Genomic DNA, 25,680 nt, shown 5'->3' with positions numbered 1-25,680 from the left:
CTACAGTACGATCTCCGGTTTCGAAGCCGAACGCGTGCCTGGCAACGGCACGTTGCTCGCGCCATGGTAAGTGAAAACGAGCGAGAACTTGACCTCGTCGGTCTGGTTGCGACCGGCCGAATGCAGCGTGTTGCAGTGAAAGAAGACGACATCGCCGGTCTGCAGTTCGGGGCAAACGGCCGTGTCGATGATCGACTTGTTTTCGGGTAAGTCGGCACGGAAGAATTTCGCCGCGTCGAAACGGTCCGACGTGAAAGTCATGGCATGCGAGCCGGGCACGAGCCAGAGCGCGCCGTTCTCGACGAATTCGGGACCGAGCGCAAGCCACGTCGAAACGAGATCGTCGCGCTCGAACGACCAGTAGCGCGCGTCGCGATGCCATCCGGTCAGACTGCCGTACGCCGGATGCTTCGTCATCATGCAGTTGTGATGGGCGCGCGACAGGTGCGGCGTCTCGCCGAAGTAAAGCTCCATCCAGCCCCGGATCTCGGGCGAACTCGCCCATTCGCGCATCAGCGCATCGCGCCCATACGCATCGAGCAGCCGCCGGACCGTATGGCCGCCCGGCGCGTGTTTGGACTCGGGCGCGCCGGGATAGCGCAAGTCGGCCTCGTATTCGACTGGCTGCGCGGCTTCCCGCAATTGTTGCTGCGCGCGGGCCTTGATGGCGGCGCACCGCTCGGGCGAGACCAAGCCCGGCACGACCACGAAACCGCGTTCGCGCAGCGCCTGCACCTGTTCTTTTTTCGAATGCTCTGACATGAAACGGTCCGTTCGCCGATGGCGGTTGGTCGGAAACGATTTATTTTAAAGCGCCGGAGCGTGCACGGCACGCGTGCCGGCGCACCGCCATTGTGCATGAATGCGCTCGGGTCGACCCCGACTTACGCATGTCACGATTCGCGTGTAGGCTGCCACCCATGTCGATAGTCCTACAACGCCCGCCGCGCACGCGCGCAGGTGCGGCTCTTCCTGCCGGTTTTGCCTCTCCGTTTCGCGATGGCATGGTTGCTGCATCAAGCGCAGCGCCTCCCGTCGATCGCGACACCGTTTCCGTTTCGGTTCCCATGCACAGACGAATCGCCATCCGCCTCAAGCATGCCGCGCTCAAAGCCGCACGCCCCGCGCGGCGCGGCGTCGTTCGCGCGCTGCGCCACCACGCCGTGCGCGCACGCCGCAGCGTCCGCTCTTTCGATCATCAGGCGCCCACCGGCTTGCTGCGGTCCTGGCTGCGGGCCCTGGTCGCCGTGCTGCGCACGCGTCGTGCCGCGCGGCGCTTTTCGCTGCGCGCGCTGCTCGTGAAGCCGGCCGTGCGCCGTGTGCAAGCAGCGCAAGCGCGCTTCGTACACCAAGCGACGAGTCGGCGGCCGCGCAGGCTCGCGCCGAGCGCCGGATGGTTCGCGTTCGCCGCGCGTTGAATCGGCTGTCACCGAGCGGTATCGAACCGGATGCACCCATCCGTCGCCTGATCCCGTTCCGGCGACAGGGCTGGCATGCCGGCCCCGATAGCGGTTTAATGTCGGCATGAACACGCCATCTCGGGGCAGCCCCGATCCTCATCCGCACAAGCGCCCGTCGAAGCGGATGCTCACGGCGCTGACGTTCCTCGTCGGCTTCGCGACGCTCGGCCTCGGCATCGCCTGGCTTGTCTATAGCTGGATCGTCGACCGGGAAGTGCCTTACTTCGCCATCCCGCTCGTTCTTACGGTGCCTGTCATCGTCGCCGTCGCTTTTCGCAATTGCTGGGATTAGCGTCGTTCGCGGGAGTGACGATCTCGCGAACGTCGCCGCGGCAATCAGGCGCCTCAGGTGTCGATTTCGAACGGGCTCGTTCGTCGTCAAGCTGAACGGCAACGAGCCGTTCCGGGGAAATCCCCGCTGCTCATTCGACGAACGAGGCTCCGAATGTCATTGATTCTGTACGCGCACCCGTTTTCTTCCTACTCGCAAAAAGTCCTGGTCGCACTCTACGAGAACCACACGCCGTTCGAATGGCGCCAGCTCTCGCGGGAAAACCCCGAGGTGCTCGCTCAGTTCGCGGCGCTTTGGCCAATCAAGCGCTTTCCGCTACTGATGGACGGCACGCGCGTCCTGAAAGAGTCGACGATCATCATCGAATATCTCGCGCTGAATCACCCCGGGCCCGTCCAACTCCTGCCCACCGATCCGCAGGCCGCACTGGAGGTACGCAGCATGGATCGCTTCTTCGACAATTACATTTCCAGGCCGCAGCAGCAGATCGTCGCCGATGCGAGGCGCCCCGACGGCACGCACGATACGTATGGGGTCAAAGAAGCCAGGGAGATGCTCGAGACGGCCTATGCGTGGCTCGATAAAGTCATGGCCGAGCGACAGTGGGCCGCTGGCGACATGTTCAGCCTTGCCGATTGCGCGGCCGCACCGTTTCTCTTTTACGCGGATTGGTCGCACCGGATCGATCCGTCGTTTTCGCACGTCATCGCATACCGCAAGCGGTTGCTCGCGCGCCCCTCGTTTGCGCGCGCCGTCGATGAGGCGCGGCCCTATCGATCGTTGTTTCCGCTCGGCGCGCCCGACCGGGATTGATCGTCGGCGAAGACGGCCGATGCTGCCGTCTTCAAGCGCTCGCCCTTTTTCGTAGTCGGCGCCGTGGCGGCTCCCGCGACTGCCGTATGTTCGTGCCGCACCTGGCGCCGCGCACCCTATACTGACTCGCTCCCACCTCGCGAGGCGTCTGCTCCATGCATGAGACCACACTGGCCGTTTTCGCCGCTGTCGCCTTTGTCGGCATCGCCACGCCCGGCCCCACGGTGTTGCTCGCACTCACGAACGGCTCGCGGTACGGGCTTCGCCGTGCGGCCTACGGCTTCGCTGGCGCCGTCGCGTCAGACTTCGTCCTCATTTCGGCGGTGGCGATCGGCCTCGGCGCATTGCTCGCGGCCTCGACATTCTGGTTTTCGGTCGTCAAATGGGTCGGCGCGGCGTATCTCGCCTACGTCGGCGCGCGCCTGCTGATGTCGAGGGGTGCGTTCGAGCTCGATGACGAGCAAGCGTCGGGTGGACGTCAGCGCAATCGTGCGATCTTCCTCAAGAGCTTTCTGACAGCCGTGACGAATCCGAAGGGCTATCTGTTCTTTTCCGCTTTCTTGCCGCAGTTCATCACGCCCTCTGCACCGCTCGCGCCACAGTATGTTGCGCTCGCAATCACTTTCGCGGCCCTCGATCTCGCGATCATGTTCGGCTATGCGTTGCTCGGTGCGCGCGCCATCCGCCTGCTCAAGCGCTCTGGCGCCCGTTGGCTCGAACGCGCCTGCGGTGGGATGCTGATCGGTCTTGCCGGCTCGCTGGCGCTTTACCGCCGACATGCGGCGTAAAGCGCAGGCGGGCGGCCCGCTTCGCTGACGGGGCGTGTACGTCACCGACGTGCCAATAAAAACCCCGACCTGAAGTCGGGGTTTTCTTCACACCGCGCATGACCGCAATGCGTTACGCCACAGCCGCGACAGCCTCCGTCCCGGCCGCCTGCGCAAGCACGAGCGCTTTGTCCGTGCTTTCCCACGTGAATTCGGGTTCCTCACGGCCGAAGTGACCGTAAGCCGCCGTCTTTTCGTAGATGGGGCGCAGCAAATCGAGCATCTGAATGATGCCCTTCGGACGCAGATCGAAATGCTCGCGCACGAGTTGCGTGATCGTCGCATCGGACACGCGGCCCGTGCCGAACGTATTGACCATCACCGAAGTCGGCTGCGCCACGCCGATGGCGTACGACACCTGGATCAGACAGCGCGAGGCCAGCCCGGCCGCCACGATGTTCTTCGCCACGTACCGGCCGGCGTACGCCGCCGAGCGGTCGACCTTCGACGGATCCTTGCCGGAGAACGCGCCGCCACCGTGGGGCGCCGCGCCGCCATAGGTATCGACGATGATCTTGCGGCCCGTGAGGCCGCAGTCACCTTGTGGGCCGCCGATCACGAACCTGCCGGTCGGATTCACGAGGAACTTGATGTCGCCCTTGATGAGCTCGGCAGGCAACGTCGGCTTGATCACTTCTTCGATGACCGCTTCGCGCAGCATCGACAAATCGATATCGGGCGCGTGCTGCGTCGAAAGCACGACGGTGTCGATCGAATGGGCCTTGCCGTCGACATAGCGCACCGTGACCTGCGACTTCGCATCGGGACGCAGCCACGGCAAGCGGCCATCGCGGCGCAGGCTCGCCTGACGCTCGACGAGACGGTGCGACAAGTGGATCGGCAACGGCATCAGCTCGGGCGTTTCGTCGCACGCATAGCCGAACATCAGACCTTGGTCGCCTGCGCCTTGATCGAGGTTGTCATCGTGCGCGCGATCGACGCCCTGCGCGATATCGGGAGATTGCTTGTCATAGGCAACCAGCACCGCGCACCCGCGATAATCGATGCCGTAGTCCGTGTTGTCGTAGCCGATACGTTTGATCGTATCACGCGCGACTTGAATGTAATCCACATTGGCCGTCGTCGTGATTTCGCCGGCCAGTACGACGAGACCCGTATTGCAGAGCGTTTCGGCGGCAACGCGGGAGTATTTGTCCTGCGTGAAGATGGCGTCGAGGATCGCGTCCGAAATTTGATCCGCGACCTTGTCGGGATGGCCTTCGGAAACGGATTCGGACGTGAAGAGGTAGTCGTTTGCCACGTTGCAGACTCCATTGGTTACGGTTGTCGATTTCACGTAGCCAGCTCCGGGAGCCTGAAGCGGCGACGCTTTAGCGGATTTCCCTTACCGCGAGTGGGCCTTTAAGTGCCCCCTGCGGCTTCGCCCCGCAAGTTGTCTATTAACTCGGCGAAGTCCGTATTATAGCGACTTCTCGTTCCTGTCACAGAGTGAACTGCCGTGTCTTGTGCCCCCTGTTTGCCGCATTGCGCGCTTACACCGGTCCCGTCGTTCGTATCGGGCACCATGCCGCCTTTCGCGCCGGCGCGACATGCGCCGCGCCCGCTGCCGACTGGAGCACGCGTATGTTGAGGCGCATCGGCACGAAGTTCGCCATCGGCTTGCTCAGGTTCCTCGCGATTCTGCCTTATGGCCTCGTCGCGCGCTTCGGCGACGGGCTCGGCTGGCTGCTCTATCAGGTCCCGAGCCGGCGCCGCCGTATCGTTCACACGAATCTGTCGCTTTGCTTTCCGCAGTGGAGCGACGAAAAGCGCGCACAGATCGCACAGCAGCATTTCCGCCATGCGATCCGCAGCTACGTCGAGCGTAGCGTTCAATGGTTCGGCTCGCAAAGCAAGCTCGAAAAGCTCGTGCAAGTCGACAGCGCCGTCGATCTGACCGATCCCGATCTGCCGCCCACGCTCTTTCTCGGCTTGCACTTCGTCGGCATCGAGGCGGGCTCGATCTTCCTCAATCACGCACTCGGGCGCCGTTGCGGCTCGCTCTATCAGCCGATGTCGAACCCCGAACTCGAGGCCGTCGCCAAAGCGGCGCGCGGGCGCTTCGGCGCCGACATGGCAAGCCGGGCCGACAGCGCCCGCGTGGTGCTGCGCTGGCTGCGCGATCGCAAACCGGTCATGCTCGGTGCCGACATGGATTACGGCCTGCGCAATTCGACCTTCGTGCCGTTTTTCGGGGTGCCGGCCTGCACGCTGACCGCCGTCGGCCGCTTCGCCAAGGTCGGCCACGCCCAGGTGGTGCCGTTCATCGGCGAAGTGCTGCCGAACTACAAGGGCTACCGGCTCAAGGTCTTCGAGCCGTGGCAGGACTACCCGAGCGGCGACGACGACATCGATGCGCGCCGCATGAACGCTTTTCTCGAACAACAGATTCCGCGGATGCCGGAGCAATACTACTGGGTTCACAAACGCTTCAAGACGCGTCCGCCCGGCATGCCGAGCGTCTACTGATCGGGCGTCGCCCGATACGCGCCGCGCGTCGCTTACAATAACGCCCATCATGAGACTTCAATTCACCAAGATGCAGGGCGCGGGCAACGACTTCGTCGTGCTCGACGGCTACAGCCGCCCGCTCTCGCTGACGAGCGAACAGGTGCGCGCGCTGGCCGATCGCCATTTCGGCGTCGGCGCCGATCAGCTGCTGCTCGTCGAGCGGCCGAGCGCGGCCGGGGCCGATTTCAAATACCGCATCTTCAATTGCGACGGCGGTGAAGTCGAACATTGCGGCAACGGCGCGCGCTGCTTCGTCAAGTTCGTGCGCGACGCCGGGCTCACCGATAAGCGCAGCGTGCGCGTCGAAGTACACGGCGGAATGATCACGTTGACGATGCAGGACAACGGCGAAGTCGTCGTCGACATGGGTCGCCCCGTCTTCGATCCGGCGCGCGTGCCGTTCGATACCCAAGGCCTCGCCGCGCGCACCGAGGGTGCCGACGCACTCTGGCCGCTCGAGGCGGCCGGCGAGCCGCTCGAAGTCTCCGTGGTCTCCATGGGCAACCCACACGCCGTGACGATCGTCGACGACGTCGAGGCCTACCCTGTTTCGTCGGTCGGTCCCGCGCTGGAACGGCACGCGCGCTTCCCGCAGCGCGTCAACGCCGGCTTCATGCAGATCGTCTCGCGCCATGAAATCGCGTTGCGCGTGTTCGAGCGCGGCGCCGGGGAGACGCTCGCCTGCGGCACGGGTGCTTGCGCAGCCGTTGCCGCCGGCATTCGGCGCCATCGGCTCGACTCGCCGGTGCTGGTGCGCACGCACGGCGGCACGCTGACCATCGCCTGGGACGGGGCGCGCGATGAAACGTCCGCGCTGACGATGGCCGGCCCGGCCGTGACCGTCTTTCGCGGCGAGATCGAATTGGCCGACTGAGAACCCACCCCACCGTCCGCGCGCTTGCCGCTCACTTATCCGCCCAAAACGCTCACACCATGAACGATCGCGAAGTCGCCGAATACCTGCTCGCCAATCCCGAATTTTTCGTGCAACACGCCGAGCTGCTCGCCGCGGTGCGACTCGCGAACCCGCATGGCAAAGCCGCCGTGTCGCTGCAAGAGCGGCAGATGGAAATGCTGCGCGAAAAGAACAAGCTGCTCGAAAGGCGCCTGGCCGAGTTGCTGCGCTACGGGCACGAGAACGACAGCATCGCCGCGAAGTTCAACCATTGGACCGCACGCGTCATCGCCGAGCGCGATCCCCACGCGCTGCCGCGTACCGTCACGCATGGGCTCACGGAGGTCTTCGACGTTCCGCACGCGTCCTTGCGCCTCTGGGACGTGGCCGATGTCTACACGCAGGCCGAGTTCGCCCGTCAGGTAGGTGAAGAAGTCCGCATCTTCGCCAACAGTCTGGGCGCCCCGTACTGCGGAGCGAATACCGGTTTCGAAGCCGCCCAGTGGCTCGGCGCGGGCGCGCAGCCGAGCGCCCCCGCTTCGGCCGAAGAAGCCGGCACGCCCCCGGGCGAAGCAGGCGGCATCCAGTCGGTCGTGCTGCTTGCGCTGCGCGATCCGCAGGCCGATGAAAGTGCGCCCGCCTTCGGCCTGCTCGTCATGGGCTCGCCCGATCCGCGCCGCTTTCACGAAGGCATGGCGACGGACTTCCTCATGCAGATCGGCACGCTCGCGAGTGCCGCGACGAGCCGCCTGCTTGCCCGCTGAGTCGGCTGCCAGCCGCATCCAGACCATCCCCGCGAAACGCCATGCAGCCGGCCGATACGGACCTGATCGCCGCCTACCTCGCGAGCCTCGCTCATGGACGGCGCCTGTCCGAGCACACGCTGCGCAGCTATACGCACGAGCTTGAGGGCTTGACCGCGCTCGCCAACGGACGCCCGCTTGCGAGCCTTTCGGCTACGGATATCCGTTCGGCGGTCGCGCGCGCGCATAGCGGCGGCTTGTCCGCGCGCTCGATCGCGCATCGGCTGTCGGCCTGGCGCGCGTTTTACCGATGGCTCGCGGAACGCGTCGACTTGCCGGCGAACCCGGTAGCAACGGTACGTGCGCCAAAGCAGCCGAAGCGCCTGCCTAAAGCGCTGTCCGTCGACGACGCCAACGCGCTGATGGAAGCCGCCTCGCCCGAAAGCGGCGAGGGGCTGCGCGACCATGCGATCCTCGAGCTCTTTTATTCGTCGGGATTGCGCTTGGCCGAACTGGTTGGGCTCGATGCCGGGTTCGCCGAGGGCGATGGATATCGTTCGGCGGGCTGGCTCGCTCTCGATACCGCTGAAGTGACGGTTCTCGGCAAAGGCAAGCGGCAGCGCACGGTACCCGTCGGCAAAAAGGCCATCGAGGCGCTCGAGGCCTGGCTCGCGGTGCGCGAGCAGTTCGTCAGGCACGACCCGCACCCGCTGTTTCTTTCGGTGCGCGGCGCGCGCATGTCGCCGAACGTCGTACGCGAGCGCATCAAGCGCGCCGCCCGTACCGCGGGAATTCCGGCGAACGTCCATCCGCACGTCCTGCGGCACTCGTTTGCAACGCATCTGCTGCAATCGAGCGGCGACCTGCGTGCCGTGCAGGAGTTGCTCGGCCATGCGAGCGTGGCGGCGACACAGATCTACACCTCGCTCGATTTTCAGCATCTCGCGCAGGTCTATGACACAGCGCATCCTCGCGCGAAAAAGCGCGACTAGTTGCAATCGATCGCAATGGGCCGCGGCGGCTCGGGTCGACACCCGATCCCCGGCTCGCCTGCCGGTTCAGCCGAACCGGCAGCGACAACTCGTTTCTCATACCGCATGAATACCGTAACGCTCAAACCGTCGAAGGAAAGATCGCTGCTGCGCCGTCATCCATGGGTGTACGCGAACGCCATCGAGCGGATCGACGGCAAACCCGCCTCGGGCGCGACTGTCGTCGTACGCGCGCACGACGGACGCTTTCTCGCGCGCGCCGCCTACAGTCCGCACTCGCAGATCCGCCTGCGCGCCTGGAGTTTCGACGAAGCCGAACCGATCGATCACGCCTTTTTCAAGCGCCGCGTCCAGCAAGCGCTCGCGCATCGCCGATCGTTCGTGCCCGACACCGGCGCCGTCAGGCTCGTCTTCGGCGAAGCGGACGGCCTGCCCGGCCTCATCGTCGACTATTACGTTCCCGATCTGGCAATGGCCGGCGGCCCAGCGCCGGCAGATCCAAACCCGACGCTCGCTACGCGGGCAAGCCACCTGCCGCTGCCCGGCGACGAGGCCGCAGCACATGGCCAGCTCGTCTGTCAGTTCATGGCGGCCGGCGTGGAGGCGTGGAAAGATGCGATCGTCGCCGCTCTCACGGGCGCAACGGGCTGCCCCAACGTCTATGAGCGCTCCGACGTCTCGATCCGCGAAAAAGAAGGGCTCGCGCAAACGACGGGTGTCCTCGCGGGCGCCGCGCCCGCCGATACGCTCATCGTCGACGAAAACGGCGTGCGCTATCGCGTCGATGTCCGCAACGGCCACAAGACGGGCTTTTATATCGATCAGCGCGAGAGCCGAGCCCTCGTGCAGGAGTACTCCGCCGAGCGCGACGTGCTCAACTGTTTTTGCTATACGGGCGGCTTTTCTCTGGCGGCACTGAAGGGCGGGGCACGGCGTGTCGTATCGATCGATTCGTCGGGCGAGGCGCTCGCGCTCGCACGCGCAAACGTGGAGGCGAACGGCTTCGACGCCGCACGCGCCGAGTGGCTCGACGCCGACGCGTTTCGCACGCTGCGGCGTCTGGCCGACGAAGGCGAGCGCTTCGACCTCGTCGTACTCGATCCGCCGAAGTTCGCCCCGGCCCGCGAGCATGTCGACCGGGCGGCGCGCGCATACAAGGACATCAACCTCTCCGGTTTCCGCCTGCTGCGCCCGGGCGGGCTGCTTTTCACCTACTCGTGCTCGGGCGCGATCGATGCTGAGCTGTTTCTGAAGATCGTCGCCGGCGCCGCGTCCGACGCGCGGGTGGATGCCCGAATCCTCAAGCGGCTCGGCACCGGCCTCGATCACCCGCTGCTGGCTTCGTTTCCGGAGGGCGAATACCTGAAGGGGCTGCTGTTGCAAATTCTCTGAGCGCCCGCATCTGTTCCGCGCGAGCGCGCTCCGAGCGGGACGTCCCGCTTGACAGGTATGCTTCAATATTTCCAGGCCAGGGTGCCGAGCTGTACCGGCCCCGATTTCATCGAAAAACAGGCGAGTCACAATGATTCCAGTCACCATCCTGACCGGCTTTCTCGGCAGCGGCAAAACCACGTTGCTCAAGCGCATCCTGAGCGAAAAGCATGGTATGAAGATCGCCGTGATCGAAAACGAGTTCGGCGAAGAGAACATCGACAACGAAATCCTCGTACAGAACGAAGCCGAACAAATCGTGCAGATGAGCAACGGCTGCATTTGCTGCACGATCCGCGGCGACCTGGCCCGCGCGCTCGGCGACCTGGCTGAGCGCAAGCGTTCGGGCGAGATCTCGTTCGACCGCGTCGTCATCGAAACGACGGGTCTCGCCAATCCGGGCCCCGTTGCCCAGACGTTTTTCATCGATACCCAGATTGCCGACGAGTTTCTGCTCGACGCGATCATCACCCTCGTCGACGCGAAGCACGCCAACGCTCAGCTCAACGAACACGAGGTGGTGCAACGCCAGGTCGGCTTCGCCGACCGCCTGTTCCTCACGAAGGCCGATCTCGTCGACGAAGCCACGCTGGGCGATCTACGCCACCGGCTCGTTCATATGAACCCGAAAGCGACGATCAAAACCGTGAACTTCGGCGACGCCGATATCAAGGAGATCTTCGATCTGCGCGGCTTCAACCTGAACGCGAAACTCGAGATCGATCCGGACTTCCTGGCCGAAGACGACCACGAGCATCACGATCATGACCACGACGGCCACGATCATGCCCATTGCGATCACGACCATGGCCAGTGCGAACATGACGGGCACGAACACGGGCACCACCATCATCACGCCCATCACGACGACCGGATCAAATCGTTCGTCTATCGCAACGACCGGCCTTTCGATCCCAACAAGCTCGAGGATTTTCTCGGTGGCGTGCTGCAAATCTACGGCGAGCGGCTTTTGCGTTATAAGGGCGTGCTCTATATGAAGGGCGTGGACCGCAAGGTCGTATTCCAGGGCGTGCATCAAATGATGGGCAGCGATCTGGCGGCCAAATGGCTGCCGGTGGAGAAAAAGACCAGCAAGATGGTCTTCATCGGCATCGATCTGCCGCAGGACTTGATCACCGACGGTCTCGATGCCTGTTTGGCGTGAGCGTGTACGATACCGCTCGCAGCTTGCACCAGGAGTTCGCTTTTTATAAATTCGCGCGTTATATTTTCGTGCTAATAGGGCCGCGCAGCAGGGTTTTCTCTGTTGCAGCGCGCAAGGGCGATTCAGTTACAATACGTGCCCGCTGGACCTTGACCAGTAAGCAGCGAAGCCCGCGCCCCATACGCGCGGGGCGTAGCGAACGGCGCCGGAAAACCTGATCCGGGCAACGCCGAACGAAAATGACAAAGCGGAAGGCCGGGCGAAACCCCGGGCGACACGGCGCTTCGTGCCGGTGTCGCCTAAGGAAGGCGTGCCCGGCAAGGGACACCTCATCGAAACGGGAGTGCATCCAAAGATCGGTTTCCAGAGGAGTTCGGCCCCGCACGGGCGCTGGCCGTCACGACTGCCAGACATGCCGAGTGGCGCACAGTGCGCTGCTTGCGGGCAACACGAAAGTGCGGGCAATATGTATGGGTTTTGCCTCACATTGAAGAAGCACGCAGATGACGACGAAACGACTCTTGACCGAAGCCGAAATCCTGAAGATGAGCGACAAGGATTACATGAATGAAGACCAGCTCGCCTTCTTCAAGAACCGGCTCGAACAGCTGCAGGCAGAGATTCTGCGCAATGCCGGCCAGACAACGGAGAACCTGCGCGAAACGGTGATCGTGCCGGATCCGGCCGATCGCGCGACGATCGAGGAAGAGCATGCGCTCGAGCTGCGCACGCGCGACCGCGAGCGCAAGCTGCTGAAGAAGGTGCAGCAATCGCTCGCGCGCATCGAAACGGGCGAGTACGGCTGGTGTGAGGAAACGGGCGAGCCGATCGGCATTCCGAGGTTGCTGGCACGTCCCACGGCCACGCTGTCGCTCGAGGCGCAAGAGCGCCGCGAGCTGCGCCAAAAGCTGTTCGGCGACTGACCGGACCAGACCCGCGCGGCGATGAAGGCCGCGCGTCTTGACGCTGCTTCGAAGAGGCGCGCGGCATCCCGCGCGCTTTTTCTTTGTCGACCGCGGTAAGTGCCTCGGCACTTCCGCAGTCCGATTCCTACTGAAGAACACCCCTTTTTGCCCGCCCGCTCGCCATGTCGCGCGAAAGCGCGTTGCGGCGCCCGCGGGGCGGCAATCCACACGTACCTGTTGCCTTGGCTCTTGATAAAGCCGCACTCGCCCTAAAATGAATCCGACGTGCGTCATCCGCGAGCCGCGGCGCCGTTGTGACCGCAGCTCGTCCACCACCCGATTCCTCCGTCCGGCGCGTTTTGCCGGCGGCGCTTTCGACGTTTTTGAAGGAACGAGAATGGAGCAATTTCACGGCACGACGATCGTTTCCGTGCGACGCGGCAGCCAGGTCGCGCTCGGCGGCGACGGCCAGGTCACGCTTGGCAACATCGTCATGAAAGGCGGTGCGAGGAAGGTCCGGCGCATATACAACGACAAGGTGCTCGTCGGCTTCGCCGGCGGCACGGCCGATGCGTTTTCGCTGCTGGACCGCTTCGAGGCGAAGCTCGAAAAACACCAGGGCAATCTGACGCGCTCAGCCGTCGAACTCGCCAAGGACTGGCGAACCGATCGCATGTTGCGCCGCCTCGAAGCAATGCTTATCACGGCCGATGCGCAAACGACGCTCGTCATCACCGGCAACGGCGACGTGCTCGACCCGGAGGGCGGCATTTGCGCGATCGGCTCGGGCGGCGCCTATGCGCAAGCCGCGGCCCGGGCGCTCGCTGAAAACACCGATCTGTCCCCGCGCGATATCGTCGAGAAATCGCTCTCGATCGCGGGCGACATGTGTATTTACACCAACCATAACCGCGTCATCGAGACGATCGAGTGAGGACACGATGAGCACTATGACACCGGCCGAGATCGTCTCGGAGCTCGACAAGCACATCATCGGACAGAACAAGGCCAAGAAAGCCGTCGCTGTCGCCCTGCGCAACCGTTGGCGCCGTCAGCAGGTTGCCGAGCCGTTGCGCCAGGAAATCACGCCCAAGAACATTCTGATGATCGGGCCGACGGGTGTCGGCAAGACCGAGATTGCGCGGCGGCTGGCCAAACTGGCCGACGCGCCCTTCATCAAGATCGAAGCCACGAAGTTCACGGAGGTCGGTTATGTCGGCCGTGACGTGGATAGCATCGTGCGCGATCTGATCGAAATCTCGCTGAAGCAGACGCGCGAATTCGAGATGCGCAAGGTGCGTTCGAAGGCGCAGGACCAGGCCGAGGACCGCGTTCTCGACATCCTGCTGCCCACCGCGCGTCCGGTGGGTTTCGGTTCCCATTCGAGCGAGGCAGGTGAAGACAACGCCACGCGCCAAACCTTCCGCAAACGGCTGCGCGAAGGGTTGCTCGACGATAAGGAAATCGAGCTCGACGTCGAACTGCCGCAAGTCGGCATGGACATCATGGGGCCGCCCGGCATGGAGGACATGACCGAGCAGATCCGCTCGATGTTCGCCAATCTCGGCGGCGGCAAGAAAACGCGCCGCAAGCTGAAGGTCAAGGAAGCGCTGAAGGTGCTGACCGACGAAGAAGCGTCGAAGATGCTCAACGAGGAAGAAGTCAAGGCGAAGGCCGTCCAGAACGTCGAGCAAAACGGTATCGTGTTTCTCGATGAGATCGACAAGATCGCTTCGCGCGGCGAAGTGGGCGGCGGCGAGGTGTCGCGTCAGGGCGTGCAGCGCGACCTGTTGCCGCTCGTGGAGGGCACGACGATCAATACCCGCTACGGGATGGTCAAGACCGATCACATCCTTTTCATCGCGAGCGGCGCATTTCATCTGTCGAAGCCGAGCGACCTGATTCCCGAATTGCAGGGCCGTTTTCCGATTCGCGTCGAACTCGATTCGCTGTCGGTCGAGGATTTCGAATCGATTCTCGTGGCCACCGACGCGAGTCTCGTGAAGCAGTATCAGGCGCTGCTCGCAACCGAAGAAGTCGAGCTCGAGTTCGGCGAGGACGGCATTCGGCGCATGGCGGAAATCGCGTATTCCGTGAACGAGCGCACGGAGAACATCGGCGCGCGGCGGCTTTACACGGTCATCGAAAAGCTGCTCGAGGACGTGTCGTTCTCGGCCGGCAATCACACCGGCAAGAAAGTGCGCATCGATGCGGCGTACGTCGATAAAGCGCTGGGCGATGTAGCGCAAAGCGAAGATTTGTCGCGCTACGTGCTTTGAGTCGGATGGCGGGATGGCCGCGACGGTCGTCCCGCCTCGATGCCGGCACGCGGCGGCCCCTCGCTCCTCCGCACCGTTATTCCGTCTGATTCGAAAAATCGAGACGAGCCCCGATTATTTCGACATCAATGATCGAGCCTCCCACCGAACGGTGGGGTCGTAGACCCACAGTTCAACCACAAAAGGAGGCAAGACTGTGAGAGTTTCGTTCGATCGTGTCACCCATCGTGCCGTTGTTGCGGCGCTCGCCGCCAGCGGCTCTCTCTTGTGCATCGCTCCCGGCGCTCATGCCGCCCGCGCGCCACTAGCCCCCGAAGTCCGGCTGACCGACGGCGTCGTCGAAGGCATCAAGATGCGTGGTCAGCATAAAGACATCCGCGTGTTTCGCGGAATTCCGTATGCGGCACCGCCCGTCGGCGAGTTCCGCTTTCGCGAGCCGCAGCCCGTCGCACGCTGGGCTGGCGCATTGAAAGCCCGGCAGTTCGGGCCTCGTTGCATGCAGGCGCCTGTGACCGGGGCCGCCAAGCCGGATTTCCGCTCGAAGGAGATGAGCGAAGATTGCCTCTACCTGAACGTCTGGACGCCGGCGAGCAATGCGGACGCCAAACTGCCCGTACTCGTCTATTTTCACGGCGGTGGATTCGTCTCGGGAGATGGCTCGGAGCCTCGCTATGACGGCACGGCCATGGCTTCGCGCGGCGTCATCGCGGTGACGGTCAACTACCGGCTCGGTGTATTCGGATTCCTGGCATCGCCCGATGCCGCAACGGAATCCTCGAACGGTGCGATCGGCAACTACGGTCTCCTCGACCAAGTCGCCGCACTGCGCTGGGTACGGGACAATATCGCGCAGTTCGGCGGCGATCCGACGAAAGTGACGATCGCCGGCAATTCGGCCGGCTCGGTCGCGGTCAGCGCTCACATGGTCTCGCCGCTCTCGCGCGGGCTCTTTGCCGGAGCCATCGGCGAAAGCGGCGGCGCATTCGCGCCGAACCGCCTGTGGGCGCGGGAGCAGGCAGTCGCGGCGGCGACTCAGTTCTCGACGCGCGTCGGCGCAACATCGCAGCAGCAACTGCGCTCTTTGCCGGCACGCACGCTGCTGACGGCGTCCACCCAGCTCAAGTTCGCGCCGGGCTCGGCGATTTTCTGGCCGCATGTCGATGGCCACTTCCTGCCTGCGTCGCCCGAACAGGTGTTCGCCAGCGGCGGGCAAGCGCAGGTGCCGCTGCTCGTGGGATCGAACGCCCAGGAACAGCCTTTCACGGCGCTGCTCGGCAAAGCGGCCCCCACGCCGGAGGCTTGGCGGGAAGCGATTCAAACGCACTTCAAGGATCACGCGGAAGAGGTCCTTGCGCATTACCCCGGCAACGACACGGAAGAGGTCAAGCATGCGGCGGCCGCGCTGGCAGGGGATCTGTTCGTCAACCACAGTACGTGGCGGTGGATGGATCATCATCGGCAGACGGGCCAGTCGCCCGTCTTCTATTACCGCTACACCCAACCTCTGCCACCGGAGCTGAAAGCGTCGTCCGAGCCTGCTCAGCCGGACCAACCCGCGCCCGGAGCGGCGCATAACGCGCAGGTGGCCTACTCGCTCGGCAACCTGGAACACTTGCGGCAGTACGCGTGGACGGCGGCTGATTACGACGTTTCACGCGTGTTCTCGCGTTATATCGAGCAGTTCGTGAAGACGGGCAATCCGAACGGTGCAGCGTCAGGCGCGGCGGCAACGGAACAAGGCGTAGTGGCCACGGCGGGCTCCGTGCCGGATTGGGGCGCCGTTCGTACCGATAATCGCGGGATGTTGCAGCAGATCATCGGGGAGAACACCCATGCTTCGTGGGATCGCAGCGCACCGCGGCAAGGGTTGATCCAGCGCCTCGTGGAAAGCGGGCAATTGAACGACTTCGCGCTTCCCATCCCTCAATAGCAGGCGTCTGTCATCCTGTAGCGCAGCCGTCATTCAACAACGGCTGCACCGGACCGGGCGTCGACGAGCGGGTCGACGCCCACCGCAGCCCTGCGGCAGCTTTGCCGCTCATGCTTCTTCTTCAATCGCGGCGATACTTGCGCGCATATCGCTCCCTGACGAAGCGGCTGATGTAAGTGCTCAGTCCCGAGCCGGCGCGCGCGAGGCGCTGCATTTCGGCCACATCGTTCGCGCCTGTGCTTTGCGCGGTATACAAGTAGACCCAGCCGTCCTCGAACTCGACGGCAATGCGCTCCCGGCCGATCTCATACGACACGACGCCCGATCGGCCGCTCACGTTGCGGTAAATCTCCATCGCCGGTCCCTTCGCATGCGCCCAGAGCAAGTCGCAAACTGCCCTACTGCTTCACCGGCCGCTTTGCCAGCTTCCTTTGCAGCGTCCGCCGATGCATATTGAGCGCCCTCGCCGTGGCCGAAATGTTGCCGCCGTTCTCGGCCAGCGCGCGCTGAATATGCTCCCATTCGAGCCGCGCCACCGAAAGCAGCGCCGGGCTTTCGAGTGCCGCTTCCGCCTGCTCGACGCTCGCTTCTTCCTTCAGCGCGCTCAAGATCGACTCGATATTGGCCGGCTTCGCAAGGTAATTGTCTGCCCCGTCCTTGACCGCCTGCACAGCCGTAGCGATGCTCGCATAGCCGGTCAGCACCAGCATGCGCGCGTCGGGCTGAAGCTCGCGCAGCGGCGCGACGAGGTTCAAGCCGGAATCGCCGCCCAGATGCAGATCGACCGTGATCAGATCGAACTTGTGCGCATTGGCAAGGTGAATCGCCTCCTGCGCGTTATGCGCCTGATGAACCTCGTAGCCGCGACGCGTCAGACCGCGCGCAAGAATGCCCGAGAATACTTCGTCATCGTCGATGACGAGAAAAGGGGTGTCGCTCATCGTAGGGTCTCCCTGGAATCGGATGAAGAAGAGGCGGCGGGCACACGCAGAATCGCGCGCGTGCCTCGCGGCACACCATCGGCCAGCTCGATCGAGCCGCCCAGGCGCGCCGCCGCCGAAAACGCGAGATAAAGCCCGACGCCATGACCGCCTTGGGCGCTATCGACCGGCGTCGCGCCGAGTTGCGCACGCAGCGCGGGCGCGATGCCGGGCCCGCAGTCGCGCACTTCGAATTCAATGACGCCCGCCGACACCATCGCCGCAAGCGTCACGCTGTCGCGACTCACGCGCGCCGCGTTGTCGAGAAGGATGGTGAGGATCTGCCCAACGGCCGTCGTATCGTCGACCCACGCTTCGGCGCAAGGTGCGCCGAGCCGCTCGTATTTCACGTGGGGATGGCGCAGGCGCCATTGCTCGGAAAAACCGCCCAACCATTGCTCGAGATTTTCGCGATGCGAAGATTCGGAGGCACGGCTGCGCAGCCGTGCGAGCGCCGACGTGCAAAGCATCATCTGCTGCTCCAGCAGATCGAGGTCCGGCGCATAGGGCGCGAGTCCCTTGTCGTGCTGGGCTGACACGCGCAGCTCCTCGGTCAGCATGGCGATCGTCGAAAGCGGCGTGCCCATCTCGTGCGCGACGGTTGCCGCCTGCACCCCGAGCGCCACGGCGCGCTCGTCGCGCAAGAGCCGCTGCTGCGCCTCGCCGAGCGCGGCGTCGCGCTGGCGCAGCGCATTCGACATGCGTGCGACGAACCAGGCGATGAGCCCGACGCTCACCATGAAGTTGACCCACATGCCGGCGCGGTAGTAATCGAACAGATTGGCCGGGTTGTCCATATTGAGCGGCACGGAATCGAAGCCGAGCGCGACATAGCAACACATCGCAAAAATGGCCAGCCAGATCATGTGTCGCCAGGGCAGCACGGCGGCGGCGATCGCAAGCGAGGGCAGATAAAGCGAAACGAATGGATTCGTCGTGCCGCCCGACAGAAAGAGCAGCCCCGAAAGCGCCGCGAGATCCACCCAAAGCTGGCCGAGCAACTCGAGATCGGTTTCCGGCCGGGCGCTGGCGACGCGAACCCAGGTCAACGCATTGAAAAGCACCTCGAGCCCGATGATCGCGAGCATCGCCGGCAGCGGCAGATGGACGCCGAAGAACTGCTCGACGACGGCGATCGTCGCAAGCTGGCCGATGATGGCCAGCGAGCGAAGCCAGAACAGATGGGCCAGGTTCACGCGGCCGGTATTGGTGATTCGGTGCATCGAAAGACTCAGTCGGGAAACGCAGGCGTGGGCGGGCAGCGCGGCGCGCTCGCTTCGGCGAGACACCGCGGGCACAGGCACCCACACCCCGGTACGAGCCGCTCGGCCGCCACCGGCGGCAGCGAAGCACACCAGCACTCGAGGGGCTTCGCATCGCGGCCGCAATCGAACGGCGTACCGCACCGGGGACACCGGGCAGGGCGCGCCGCCGGGCACTCGGGCGATTTGTGCTGAGAACGGCTCATGACGATTGCCCGCAAAAAACCAAACATGGACGACAAGTGCATCATGCCAGCGTTCCCGGCACGGCGCATGCGTGCCCTCCCGCCAAGCCGCATGCGGCCGTGGGACCTGCGACCAAAAACCGCGGAACATAGCACCAGTCCTGTACAATTCGGCCTGTTTTCGCCTGTCCCACTCGTTCGAACCCCTGTTGCCTGCCGAGCTTGCCGCCATGTCCGAGCCTCACGACCTCGCCCAGATCGCGCCTACACTGAAAGCCGAAATACTGGCCGAGGCCCTGCCTTATATCCGTCAGTACCACGGCAAGACCGTCGTCATCAAATACGGCGGCAATGCGATGACGGAAGAGAGGTTAAAGCAAGGATTCGCACGCGATGTGATCTTGCTCAAACTTGTCGGCATCAATCCCGTCATCGTGCACGGCGGCGGCCCCCAGATCGATCAGGCGCTCAAGAAGATCGGCAAGCAAGGCACGTTCATCCAGGGCATGCGGGTGACCGACGAAGAAACGATGGAAGTCGTCGAATGGGTGCTGGGCGGTGAAGTCCAGCAGGACATCGTCACGCTCATCAATCACTTCGGCGGCCAGGCCGTAGGTCTGACAGGCAAGGACGGCGGCCTCATCCATGCGCGCAAGCTGATGATGCCGGATCGGGACAATCCCGGGCAGTACGTCGATATCGGCCAGGTGGGCGAGGTGGAGGCGATCAATCCGGCCGTCGTGAAGGCGCTGCAGGACGACGCGTTCATCCCCGTCATTTCGCCGATCGGCTTCGGCGAGGACGGCCTGTCGTACAACATCAACGCGGACCTCGTGGCCGGCAAGCTGGCCGTCGTGCTCAATGCCGAAAAGCTCGTCATGATGACGAACATCCCCGGCGTCATGGACAAGGCCGGCAATCTGCTGACCGATCTTTCGGCACGCGAGATCGACGCGCTTTTCGCCGACGGCACGATCTCGGGCGGCATGCTGCCGAAGATCGCCTCGGCGCTCGACGCCGCTAAAAGCGGTGTGCGCTCGGTACACATCATCGACGGCCGGATCGAGCACTCGGTGCTGCTGGAAATTCTGACCGAGCAGCCGTTCGGCACGATGATCCGCTCTCACTGAGGCCACGAGCGCGGCGCGGCTGCCTGCGGCCCCGGCGCGCCGCGCCGCCCCCTGCCCGCCCACGTCATGCCAATTCCCGCTTCCCGCCGGCGCCGTCCCGCACATCGCGGCGGCGGCCCCGTCTGGCTGTTCGATCTCGACAACACCCTCCATAGCGCATCGCACGCGATCTTTCCGTCGATCAACGAGGGGATGACGCGCTACATCATCGACGCGCTCGGCATCGGGCGCGCCGAAGCCGATGAATTGCGGCTCGCCTATGTGCGGCGCTACGGGGCAACGCTGCTCGGCCTCGCGCGCCATCATCCGGTCGATCCGCACGAATTCCTGCGCGTGGCGCACGCGATGCCCGAACTGCGCCAGATGCTGCGCGCCGAGCGGGGGTTGGCGCGCCTGATCGACGCGCTGCCGGGCCGCAAGATCGTGTTGACCAACGCGCCCGAGGGCTACGCGCGGGCCGTGCTCGATGAACTCGGCATCGAGCGCCTGTTCGAGCGAGTCATCGCGATCGAACATATGCGCCGGCGCGGCCAGTGGCACGCGAAACCCGATCTCGCGATGCTGCGCCACGTGCTGCGAGCCGCGCGCGTGCGGCTCGCCGAAGCCGTGCTCGTGGAAGATACGCGCTCCCATCTGAAGCGCTACCGGCGCCTCGGCATCGGCACCGTGTGGATCGTCGGACACCTCGTCGCACCGGTGCGCGGCGCAGGCGGCGAGCGCCGCGCGGCTCGAATGCCCGGTACAGGACGCCCCCACTATATCGATAGCCGCATTCGTTCGCTAAAATCGCTCCGACGGGTCATCTCGCGGAGCTCCCATGCGCTCGACTGAACGGCAAGCAGCGATCCTCGACGGCGAGGCCGAAGGTGTAGCGAACCCCGTGGGGGCCGGCAAAGCGCCGCGCATGAAACCGGGCGAGCGGCGCGTGCATATCCTGCAGACGCTCGCCACGATGCTCGAAGCCCCGAAAGGCGAGAAAATCACGACGGCGGCGCTCGCCGCCCGGCTCGGCGTCTCCGAGGCGGCGCTTTATCGGCAGTTCGCGAGTAAGGCGCAAATGTTCGAAGCGCTGATCGAGTTCATCGAAAGCACCTTTTTCGGGCTCATCAACCAGATCGCGGCCAAGGAGCCGAACGGCGTGCTGCAGGCGCGCGCGATCGGCGTCATGCTGCTGAACTTCGCGGCCAAAAATCCCGGCATGACACGGGTGCTGACGGGCGAGGCGCTCGTCGGCGAGCACGAACGCCTGAGCGCGCGCGTCACGCAGATGCTCGAACGCGTGGAGACCTCCGTGAAGCAGTGCCTGCGCGTCGCGCTCATGGAGGCGAACCAGGGCGCGCACGACGCGGCCGCGCCGCTGCCGGCCGACTACGATCCCGCGCTCCGAGCCAGTCTGCTCGTCAGCTACGTGCTCGGCCGCTGGCACCGCTATGCGCGAAGCGGCTTTGCGCGCGCGCCGGCCGAACACGCCGAAGCCGAATTGCGGCTGATTCTCCAATAGCGCAAGCACCGGATTTCCGCTATTCTTTGCCGTCTGCTTGCTGGATGCGGCCCCGGTCATGGGGTACCGTGTCGGGTGGCTCGAGGGTTCGAGCTCAAGCTGCGCGCCGATTTGTCGACTTGATTGCGGGCGCGCGAATCCCCCGAGACGGGATTCACTATAAATGCGGCTAAAGAGGTCGTCAGCCGCGCCCGCCTTGCCCCGCGCATCGCCGACACCATTTAGCCGCCCTGTCATGAGGCGGAATGAATGGAATCGATCGGTATCGTCACGCCACAACGTATGCAGTTCAATGAGCCGCTCGCGCTGCAAAACGGCAGCACGCTCGCAGGCTACGATCTCATGGTCGAAACGTATGGCACGCTCAACGCCGCGCGCTCGAACGCGGTGCTCGTCTGCCATGCGCTCAATGCCTCCCATCACGTCGCAGGCTTCTATGCGGATCAACCCAAGGACATCGGCTGGTGGGACAACCTCGTCGGCCCCGGCAAGCCGCTCGATACGAACCGGTTCTTCGTCATCGGCGTGAACAACCTGGGCTCGTGCTTCGGCTCGACGGGGCCGATGAGCATCGATCCGGCCACCGGACGCCCGTATGGCGCGAGTTTTCCCGTCGTGACCGTCGAGGACTGGGTCAACGCGCAGGCGCGCGTGGCCGATGCGTTCGGCATCGAGCGTTTCGCCGCCGTCATGGGCGGCAGCCTCGGCGGCATGCAGGCGCTCGCCTGGAGCACGATGTATCCGGAGCGCATCGCGCACTGCATCGACATCGCTTCGACGCCGAAGCTTTCGGCACAGAACATCGCGTTCAACGAAGTGGCGCGCTCGGCGATCCTGTCCGATCCGGATTTTCACGGCGGCGACTACTACGCTCACGGCGTCAAACCGAGGCGAGGCCTGCGGGTCGCCCGCATGATCGGGCATATCACCTACCTGTCCGACGACGACATGGCGACGAAATTCGGCCGAGCGCTGCGGCGGGAGAACGGCGAGAACGGAGCCGCCGGTGGCGCCGCCTACAACTTCAACTTCGAGGTCGAATTCGAAGTGGAGTCGTACCTGCGCTATCAGGGCGACAAGTTCGCCGATTACTTCGATGCGAACACCTACTTGCTGATCACGCGCGCGCTCGATTATTTCGATCCCGCCCGCGCTTTCGGCGGCGATCTGACGGCCGCGCTCGCCGCGACGCGCGCGAAATATCTGGTCGTCAGCTTCACCACCGACTGGCGCTTCGCGCCGGCGCGCTCGCGCGAGCTCGTCAAGGCGCTGCTCGATCACAAGCGGCAAGTCACTTACGCGGAAATCGACGCGCCGCACGGTCACGACGCGTTCCTGCTCGACGACGCGCGCTATCACAATCTGCTACGCGCCTATTACGCGCGCATTGCCGAGGAGGTCGGCGCATGAACCAGTCCGCTATCGATTCGCTCGCCACACGCGCCGATTTTCGCGCCATCGCGCGCTGGGTCGAGCCCCGCTCGACCGTGCTCGACCTGGGCTGCGCGGACGGCACGCTGCTCGCGCTGCTCACCGAGGAGCTCGAGGTGCGCGGCTACGGCATCGAGATCAACGACGCCGGCGTGCTGGCGTGCGTCAAGCACGGCGTGAACGTCATTCAGCAGAATCTCGAAGATGGCCTGCGACTCTTCGAAGACGACAGCTTCGATTTCGCGATCCTCTCGCAAACGCTGCAGACGATCCATCAAACGGCAGCGATCCTGCGCGAAACGGTGCGCGTCGGCAAGGAATGCATCGTCTCCTTTCCGAATTTCGGTTACTGGCCGCATCGCCTGTCGGTGCTGTGCGGACGCATGCCCGTTTCGCGTTCGCTGCCTTATCAATGGCACAACACGCCGAACGTGCGCGTACTGACGATCGAGGATTTCGAAGCGCTCGCTCCCGAAGTGGGAATCGAGATCCTCGATCGCGTCGTCCTGCATGAGGGCCGGACGGTGCGCTGGGGCCGAAACTGGCGTGGTAGTCTTGCGGTCTATCGCGTGAAGCGCGCCGCACCGGGTGTTCCGTCCCCGGGCTGACGCCGCACCAATCCGAGAGGCCGCCTATCAAACGAGATATTCCGAACCCGCCGCACGAGCATGCCCCGCTGGGCGCTCACGAGGACCATCCCGGCTGGCGGGCATTCCTGAACCGGCACATGCTGATTTGTGTCTTTCTCGGCTTCACGTCGGGATTGCCGCTTTTTACGCTCGTCTATCTCGTACAAGCCTGGCTGCGCTCCGAAGGCGTCAATCTCAAGGAAATCGGCCTGTTCGCACTGATCCAGTTTCCCTATACGTGGAAGTTCGTCTGGGCGCCGTTGATGGACCGGTACGTCCCACGGCTGCCGGGCTGGCGTCCGGGGCGCCGTCGCGGCTGGATGCTCGTTACTCAGTTGCTCGTCGCCGGCGCGATCGCGGCGCTCGGGTTCGTGTCGCCGCGCGAGGAAATCTGGACCGTTGCGGCACTGACGGCACTCGTCGCGTTTTTCGGTGCGAGCCAGGACATCGTCATCGATGCCTATCGACGCGAGTTGCTCGCCGATACCGAGCAGGGGCTGGGCAACGCGATACATGTGAATGCCTACAAGGTCGCGGCGCTCATTCCGGGCTCGCTTTCGCTGATCCTTTCCGATCACCTGCCGTGGACCGTCGTGTTCGCTGCCACCGCCGCATTCATGCTGCCGGGCATCGTCCTGACGCTCGTGGTGAAGGAGCCGCAGGTCAGCGGTAAGCCGCCGAAAAACCTGCGCGCGGCTATCGTGGAGCCATTCACCGAGTTCATTTCGCGCGACGGCTGGAGCGCAGCACTGCTGATCCTCGCGTTCATCTTCCTCTACAAGCTCGGGGATGTGATGGCGACCACGCTGTCCACTTCGTTCTTTCTCGACATCGGCTTCGACAAGACCGCGATCGGGGTGATCGCCAAAACGACGGCGTTCTGGGCAAGCCTCGCGGGCGGCATCATCGGCGGCGCCTGGCTCGTGAAAGTCGGCATCGCCCGTGGGCTTTGGGTGTTCGGCGTGGTACAGATCGTCTCCACGCTCGGCTTCGCCTGGCTGGCCAAGATCGGCCCGTCGCCCGCGGCACTCGCGCTCATCTACGGGTTCGAGACATTTGCCACGGGTTTGACGCTGGCAGCCTTCACAGCCTATATCGCCAGCACCACCGATCCGCGCTACACCGCGACCCAATTCGCGCTGTTCACGAGCCTCGCTTCCGTTCCACGAACGCTGGCCTCGGCGGCGAGCGGTTACATCGTCACGGAAATCGGCTGGTTCGACTATTTCTTTCTCTGCGCCTTGCTTGCGGTACCCGGCATGCTGCTATTGCCGAAAGTAGCCCCATGGAACTCGCGCGCATGAAGCGAGGGGCCACCTCGCGCCGTTCCCGCCACTGCACGGTGCGGCCCCTCGTGCGAATACCCGCGCTGGCATCGGCCGCCCTCGTGTTGCTGGCGGCGCAACCGGTGCAGGCCGCCAATCCCGGCGCCAGCTCGGCGGCGAGTGCGCCGGCCGCGGCACCCGCCCCGGCATCGAGCCCACTCGCGCCGAATGCGACCGTGCGTTTCGGCAGCGGCCCGACGTTCCGCAGCCTCGTTCCGTCGCCGCTTCTCGAAGCGCAGTCGGCCGTCGAGTACACGCAGTTGATCGAGCGGGCGCGCGGCGAGGGACGTCTGCTGCCGGCGAGCGACCCGCGCGTCGAGCGCGTGCATTCGATCCTCATGCGCTTGGCGCCTTACGGCGATAAATGGAGCGAGCGCGTCAAGGATTGGCGATGGGAAGTCAACGTCGTACGCTCGCGCGAGATCGGCATGTTTTGCCTGCCGGGCGGCAAGCTCGTCGTCTATAGCGGCCTGCTCGATCGCATGCGCCTCAAGGACGACGAACTCGGCTTACTGTTCGGCCACATGATCGCCCATGCGCTGCGCGAGCAGGTGCGCGACCGGCTCAGCGCTCAACAAGCGGCACCGTTCGGTACCGATCCGCTGCCGCAGCTGTTCGGCGTGACCGAGTTCGACGGCTCACCGCCCCAGGCGCCGGGCCTCGGCAGTCCGATCCTGGCCATGCGCTACGATGCGACCGACGAAACGGAGGCCGACGTGATCGGCGCCGACATCGCGGCGCGCGCGGGCTTCGATCCCCGCGCGGCGCTGTCGCTCTGGGACAAGCTGGCCGACGCGACCCGCGGCGACCGCGGCACCGGCTTCATTCACGTCCACCCGTACAGCGAAGCACGCAGGCTCGATATCATCAAGCGCCTGCCCGACATGCTCGCGCAGTACGCGAAAGCGCGCGGCGTCGACCCCGACCGGCTGCCCGACTATCCCGGCGTCAAATCGCCGAAGGCGCGGCCTACGCGCGATCGTTGATCGCGACG

General features: G+C 64.4%; 26 protein-coding genes and 2 pseudogenes. 22 read left to right on the top strand and 6 right to left on the bottom strand.

Annotated features, from left to right (window positions below; genetic code table 11):
• On the bottom strand, positions 1 to 762 hold the full coding sequence (locus tag ACO1XS_RS00720; protein WP_331567852.1) for a phytanoyl-CoA dioxygenase family protein: 762 nt from the start codon (positions 760 to 762) through the stop codon (positions 1 to 3).
• A gap of 305 nt (positions 763 to 1,067) precedes the next feature.
• Here ACO1XS_RS00720 and ACO1XS_RS00715 point away from each other — a divergent pair, with 305 nt between their 5' ends.
• The 4 genes from ACO1XS_RS00715 to ACO1XS_RS00700 all read left to right on the top strand — a co-directional run bounded on the left by ACO1XS_RS00715 (position 1,068) and on the right by ACO1XS_RS00700 (position 3,353).
• Positions 1,068 to 1,418 (top strand): hypothetical protein, encoded by a 351-nt coding sequence (locus ACO1XS_RS00715; protein ID WP_481582482.1) that lies wholly within the window; start codon positions 1,068 to 1,070, stop codon positions 1,416 to 1,418.
• A 106-nt stretch (positions 1,419 to 1,524) separates the two neighbouring features.
• Positions 1,525 to 1,752: a hypothetical protein gene (locus tag ACO1XS_RS00710; protein ID WP_173255746.1), complete on the top strand. Its 228-nt coding sequence runs from the start codon at positions 1,525 to 1,527 to the stop codon at positions 1,750 to 1,752.
• A gap of 153 nt (positions 1,753 to 1,905) precedes the next feature.
• Positions 1,906 to 2,565 (top strand): glutathione S-transferase family protein, encoded by a 660-nt coding sequence (locus ACO1XS_RS00705; protein WP_331567854.1) that lies wholly within the window; start codon positions 1,906 to 1,908, stop codon positions 2,563 to 2,565.
• Between the two features lie 155 nt (positions 2,566 to 2,720).
• Positions 2,721 to 3,353 (top strand): LysE family translocator, encoded by a 633-nt coding sequence (locus ACO1XS_RS00700; protein WP_331567855.1) that lies wholly within the window; start codon positions 2,721 to 2,723, stop codon positions 3,351 to 3,353.
• A gap of 112 nt (positions 3,354 to 3,465) precedes the next feature.
• Here ACO1XS_RS00700 and metK read toward each other — a convergent pair whose 3' ends face one another.
• The gene (gene metK, locus ACO1XS_RS00695; RefSeq protein WP_331567856.1) at positions 3,466 to 4,653 is read right to left on the bottom strand and encodes a methionine adenosyltransferase; all 1,188 of its coding nucleotides are present in this window, start codon (positions 4,651 to 4,653) and stop codon (positions 3,466 to 3,468) included.
• A gap of 323 nt (positions 4,654 to 4,976) precedes the next feature.
• Here metK and ACO1XS_RS00690 point away from each other — a divergent pair, with 323 nt between their 5' ends.
• The 11 genes and pseudogenes from ACO1XS_RS00690 to ACO1XS_RS00640 all read left to right on the top strand — a co-directional run bounded on the left by ACO1XS_RS00690 (position 4,977) and on the right by ACO1XS_RS00640 (position 16,243).
• The gene (locus tag ACO1XS_RS00690) at positions 4,977 to 5,861 is read left to right on the top strand and encodes a lipid A biosynthesis lauroyl acyltransferase (RefSeq protein WP_486389803.1); all 885 of its coding nucleotides are present in this window, start codon (positions 4,977 to 4,979) and stop codon (positions 5,859 to 5,861) included.
• A 49-nt stretch (positions 5,862 to 5,910) separates the two neighbouring features.
• Positions 5,911 to 6,777 (top strand): diaminopimelate epimerase, encoded by an 867-nt coding sequence (dapF, locus tag ACO1XS_RS00685; protein WP_331567858.1) that lies wholly within the window; start codon positions 5,911 to 5,913, stop codon positions 6,775 to 6,777.
• A gap of 59 nt (positions 6,778 to 6,836) precedes the next feature.
• Positions 6,837 to 7,562, top strand: coding sequence for a DUF484 family protein (locus tag ACO1XS_RS00680; RefSeq protein ID WP_486389802.1), 726 nt, complete (start codon positions 6,837 to 6,839; stop codon positions 7,560 to 7,562).
• 41 nt (positions 7,563 to 7,603) lie between these two features.
• On the top strand, positions 7,604 to 8,533 hold the full coding sequence (xerC, locus tag ACO1XS_RS00675) for a tyrosine recombinase XerC (protein ID WP_331567860.1): 930 nt from the start codon (positions 7,604 to 7,606) through the stop codon (positions 8,531 to 8,533).
• 105 nt (positions 8,534 to 8,638) lie between these two features.
• Positions 8,639 to 8,992 (top strand): annotated as a pseudogene (locus ACO1XS_RS00670) (23S rRNA (cytosine(1962)-C(5))-methyltransferase RlmI); the annotation flags it as partial.
• A 102-nt stretch (positions 8,993 to 9,094) separates the two neighbouring features.
• Positions 9,095 to 9,925, top strand: a pseudogene (locus ACO1XS_RS00665) (class I SAM-dependent rRNA methyltransferase); the annotation flags it as partial.
• Positions 9,926 to 10,055: 130 nt separating this feature from the next.
• The gene (locus ACO1XS_RS00660; protein WP_486389801.1) at positions 10,056 to 11,129 is read left to right on the top strand and encodes a CobW family GTP-binding protein; all 1,074 of its coding nucleotides are present in this window, start codon (positions 10,056 to 10,058) and stop codon (positions 11,127 to 11,129) included.
• Positions 11,130 to 11,632: 503 nt separating this feature from the next.
• Positions 11,633 to 12,052 carry an RNA polymerase-binding protein DksA gene (dksA, locus tag ACO1XS_RS00655; protein ID WP_173255829.1) on the top strand — a complete coding sequence of 140 codons (420 nt, stop codon included), beginning with the start codon at positions 11,633 to 11,635 and terminating at the stop codon, positions 12,050 to 12,052.
• Between the two features lie 379 nt (positions 12,053 to 12,431).
• Entirely contained in the window at positions 12,432 to 12,968 is a 537-nt protein-coding gene (hslV, locus tag ACO1XS_RS00650; RefSeq protein WP_331567863.1) for an ATP-dependent protease subunit HslV, read from the top strand.
• A gap of 7 nt (positions 12,969 to 12,975) precedes the next feature.
• A complete protein-coding gene (hslU, locus tag ACO1XS_RS00645) occupies positions 12,976 to 14,313 on the top strand; it encodes an ATP-dependent protease ATPase subunit HslU (protein WP_331567864.1) in 1,338 nt (445 codons plus the stop codon).
• Between the two features lie 196 nt (positions 14,314 to 14,509).
• Positions 14,510 to 16,243 (top strand): carboxylesterase/lipase family protein, encoded by a 1,734-nt coding sequence (locus tag ACO1XS_RS00640; protein WP_486389800.1) that lies wholly within the window; start codon positions 14,510 to 14,512, stop codon positions 16,241 to 16,243.
• A 121-nt stretch (positions 16,244 to 16,364) separates the two neighbouring features.
• Here the strand turns inward: ACO1XS_RS00640 and ACO1XS_RS00635 are convergent, their stop codons facing one another.
• From ACO1XS_RS00635 to ACO1XS_RS00620, 4 genes are read right to left on the bottom strand one after another with little or no spacing between them, the layout of a single operon-like run.
• On the bottom strand, positions 16,365 to 16,598 hold the full coding sequence (locus tag ACO1XS_RS00635) for a hypothetical protein (protein ID WP_486389799.1): 234 nt from the start codon (positions 16,596 to 16,598) through the stop codon (positions 16,365 to 16,367).
• A gap of 43 nt (positions 16,599 to 16,641) precedes the next feature.
• Positions 16,642 to 17,184 (bottom strand): response regulator transcription factor, encoded by a 543-nt coding sequence (locus ACO1XS_RS00630; protein WP_331571184.1) that lies wholly within the window; start codon positions 17,182 to 17,184, stop codon positions 16,642 to 16,644.
• On the bottom strand, positions 17,181 to 18,446 hold the full coding sequence (locus ACO1XS_RS00625) for an ATP-binding protein (protein WP_331571186.1): 1,266 nt from the start codon (positions 18,444 to 18,446) through the stop codon (positions 17,181 to 17,183). Before ACO1XS_RS00625 ends, ACO1XS_RS00630 begins: the two co-directional genes overlap by 4 nt.
• Positions 18,447 to 18,454: 8 nt before the next feature.
• A complete protein-coding gene (locus tag ACO1XS_RS00620; protein ID WP_486389798.1) occupies positions 18,455 to 18,691 on the bottom strand; it encodes a cysteine-rich CWC family protein in 237 nt (78 codons plus the stop codon).
• Between the two features lie 209 nt (positions 18,692 to 18,900).
• On the opposite strand from ACO1XS_RS00620, the gene argB reads away from it, so the two are divergent.
• The 7 genes from argB to ACO1XS_RS00585 all read left to right on the top strand — a co-directional run bounded on the left by argB (position 18,901) and on the right by ACO1XS_RS00585 (position 25,672).
• A complete protein-coding gene (gene argB / locus ACO1XS_RS00615; RefSeq protein WP_173255834.1) occupies positions 18,901 to 19,800 on the top strand; it encodes an acetylglutamate kinase in 900 nt (299 codons plus the stop codon).
• 66 nt (positions 19,801 to 19,866) lie between these two features.
• Positions 19,867 to 20,631, top strand: a complete 765-nt coding sequence (locus ACO1XS_RS00610) for a pyrimidine 5'-nucleotidase (RefSeq protein ID WP_486389797.1) — start codon at positions 19,867 to 19,869, stop codon at positions 20,629 to 20,631.
• A complete protein-coding gene (gene slmA, locus ACO1XS_RS00605; RefSeq protein ID WP_331571192.1) occupies positions 20,618 to 21,301 on the top strand; it encodes a nucleoid occlusion factor SlmA in 684 nt (227 codons plus the stop codon). The genes ACO1XS_RS00610 and slmA overlap by 14 nt, the downstream gene beginning before the upstream one ends.
• 249 nt (positions 21,302 to 21,550) lie before the next feature.
• On the top strand, positions 21,551 to 22,711 hold the full coding sequence (gene metX / locus ACO1XS_RS00600) for a homoserine O-succinyltransferase MetX (RefSeq protein WP_331571194.1): 1,161 nt from the start codon (positions 21,551 to 21,553) through the stop codon (positions 22,709 to 22,711).
• A complete protein-coding gene (gene metW / locus ACO1XS_RS00595; RefSeq protein WP_331571196.1) occupies positions 22,708 to 23,340 on the top strand; it encodes a methionine biosynthesis protein MetW in 633 nt (210 codons plus the stop codon). Before metX ends, metW begins: the two co-directional genes overlap by 4 nt.
• Positions 23,341 to 23,378: 38 nt before the next feature.
• Positions 23,379 to 24,665, top strand: a complete 1,287-nt coding sequence (locus ACO1XS_RS00590) for an AmpG family muropeptide MFS transporter (protein ID WP_440559106.1) — start codon at positions 23,379 to 23,381, stop codon at positions 24,663 to 24,665.
• Positions 24,662 to 25,672: a M48 family metallopeptidase gene (locus ACO1XS_RS00585; RefSeq protein WP_486389796.1), complete on the top strand. Its 1,011-nt coding sequence runs from the start codon at positions 24,662 to 24,664 to the stop codon at positions 25,670 to 25,672. Before ACO1XS_RS00590 ends, ACO1XS_RS00585 begins: the two co-directional genes overlap by 4 nt.
• Positions 25,673 to 25,680 lie beyond the last annotated feature (8 nt).

This window comes from Trinickia sp. (assembly GCF_057351765.1).
This window is presented reverse-complemented; position numbering and strand designations above follow the sequence as displayed.

What these genes read in the sequence shown, in the direction of transcription:
- ACO1XS_RS00720 (WP_331567852.1), bottom strand. Translation starts at nt 762, where the DNA reads ATGTCAGAGCATTCGAAAAAAGAACAGGTGCAGGCGCTGCGCGAACGC.
- ACO1XS_RS00715 (WP_481582482.1), top strand. Translation starts at nt 1,068, where the DNA reads ATGCACAGACGAATCGCCATCCGCCTCAAGCATGCCGCGCTCAAAGCC.
- ACO1XS_RS00710 (WP_173255746.1), top strand. Translation starts at nt 1,525, where the DNA reads ATGAACACGCCATCTCGGGGCAGCCCCGATCCTCATCCGCACAAGCGC.
- ACO1XS_RS00705 (WP_331567854.1), top strand. Translation starts at nt 1,906, where the DNA reads ATGTCATTGATTCTGTACGCGCACCCGTTTTCTTCCTACTCGCAAAAA.
- ACO1XS_RS00700 (WP_331567855.1), top strand. Translation starts at nt 2,721, where the DNA reads ATGCATGAGACCACACTGGCCGTTTTCGCCGCTGTCGCCTTTGTCGGC.
- ACO1XS_RS00690 (WP_486389803.1), top strand. Translation starts at nt 4,977, where the DNA reads ATGTTGAGGCGCATCGGCACGAAGTTCGCCATCGGCTTGCTCAGGTTC.
- dapF (WP_331567858.1), top strand. Translation starts at nt 5,911, where the DNA reads ATGAGACTTCAATTCACCAAGATGCAGGGCGCGGGCAACGACTTCGTC.
- ACO1XS_RS00680 (WP_486389802.1), top strand. Translation starts at nt 6,837, where the DNA reads ATGAACGATCGCGAAGTCGCCGAATACCTGCTCGCCAATCCCGAATTT.
- xerC (WP_331567860.1), top strand. Translation starts at nt 7,604, where the DNA reads ATGCAGCCGGCCGATACGGACCTGATCGCCGCCTACCTCGCGAGCCTC.
- ACO1XS_RS00660 (WP_486389801.1), top strand. Translation starts at nt 10,056, where the DNA reads ATGATTCCAGTCACCATCCTGACCGGCTTTCTCGGCAGCGGCAAAACC.
- dksA (WP_173255829.1), top strand. Translation starts at nt 11,633, where the DNA reads ATGACGACGAAACGACTCTTGACCGAAGCCGAAATCCTGAAGATGAGC.
- hslV (WP_331567863.1), top strand. Translation starts at nt 12,432, where the DNA reads ATGGAGCAATTTCACGGCACGACGATCGTTTCCGTGCGACGCGGCAGC.
- hslU (WP_331567864.1), top strand. Translation starts at nt 12,976, where the DNA reads ATGAGCACTATGACACCGGCCGAGATCGTCTCGGAGCTCGACAAGCAC.
- ACO1XS_RS00635 (WP_486389799.1), bottom strand. Translation starts at nt 16,598, where the DNA reads ATGGAGATTTACCGCAACGTGAGCGGCCGATCGGGCGTCGTGTCGTAT.
- ACO1XS_RS00630 (WP_331571184.1), bottom strand. Translation starts at nt 17,184, where the DNA reads ATGAGCGACACCCCTTTTCTCGTCATCGACGATGACGAAGTATTCTCG.
- ACO1XS_RS00625 (WP_331571186.1), bottom strand. Translation starts at nt 18,446, where the DNA reads ATGCACCGAATCACCAATACCGGCCGCGTGAACCTGGCCCATCTGTTC.
- ACO1XS_RS00620 (WP_486389798.1), bottom strand. Translation starts at nt 18,691, where the DNA reads ATGAGCCGTTCTCAGCACAAATCGCCCGAGTGCCCGGCGGCGCGCCCT.
- argB (WP_173255834.1), top strand. Translation starts at nt 18,901, where the DNA reads ATGTCCGAGCCTCACGACCTCGCCCAGATCGCGCCTACACTGAAAGCC.
- ACO1XS_RS00610 (WP_486389797.1), top strand. Translation starts at nt 19,867, where the DNA reads ATGCCAATTCCCGCTTCCCGCCGGCGCCGTCCCGCACATCGCGGCGGC.
- slmA (WP_331571192.1), top strand. Translation starts at nt 20,618, where the DNA reads ATGCGCTCGACTGAACGGCAAGCAGCGATCCTCGACGGCGAGGCCGAA.
- metX (WP_331571194.1), top strand. Translation starts at nt 21,551, where the DNA reads ATGGAATCGATCGGTATCGTCACGCCACAACGTATGCAGTTCAATGAG.
- metW (WP_331571196.1), top strand. Translation starts at nt 22,708, where the DNA reads ATGAACCAGTCCGCTATCGATTCGCTCGCCACACGCGCCGATTTTCGC.
- ACO1XS_RS00585 (WP_486389796.1), top strand. Translation starts at nt 24,662, where the DNA reads ATGAAGCGAGGGGCCACCTCGCGCCGTTCCCGCCACTGCACGGTGCGG.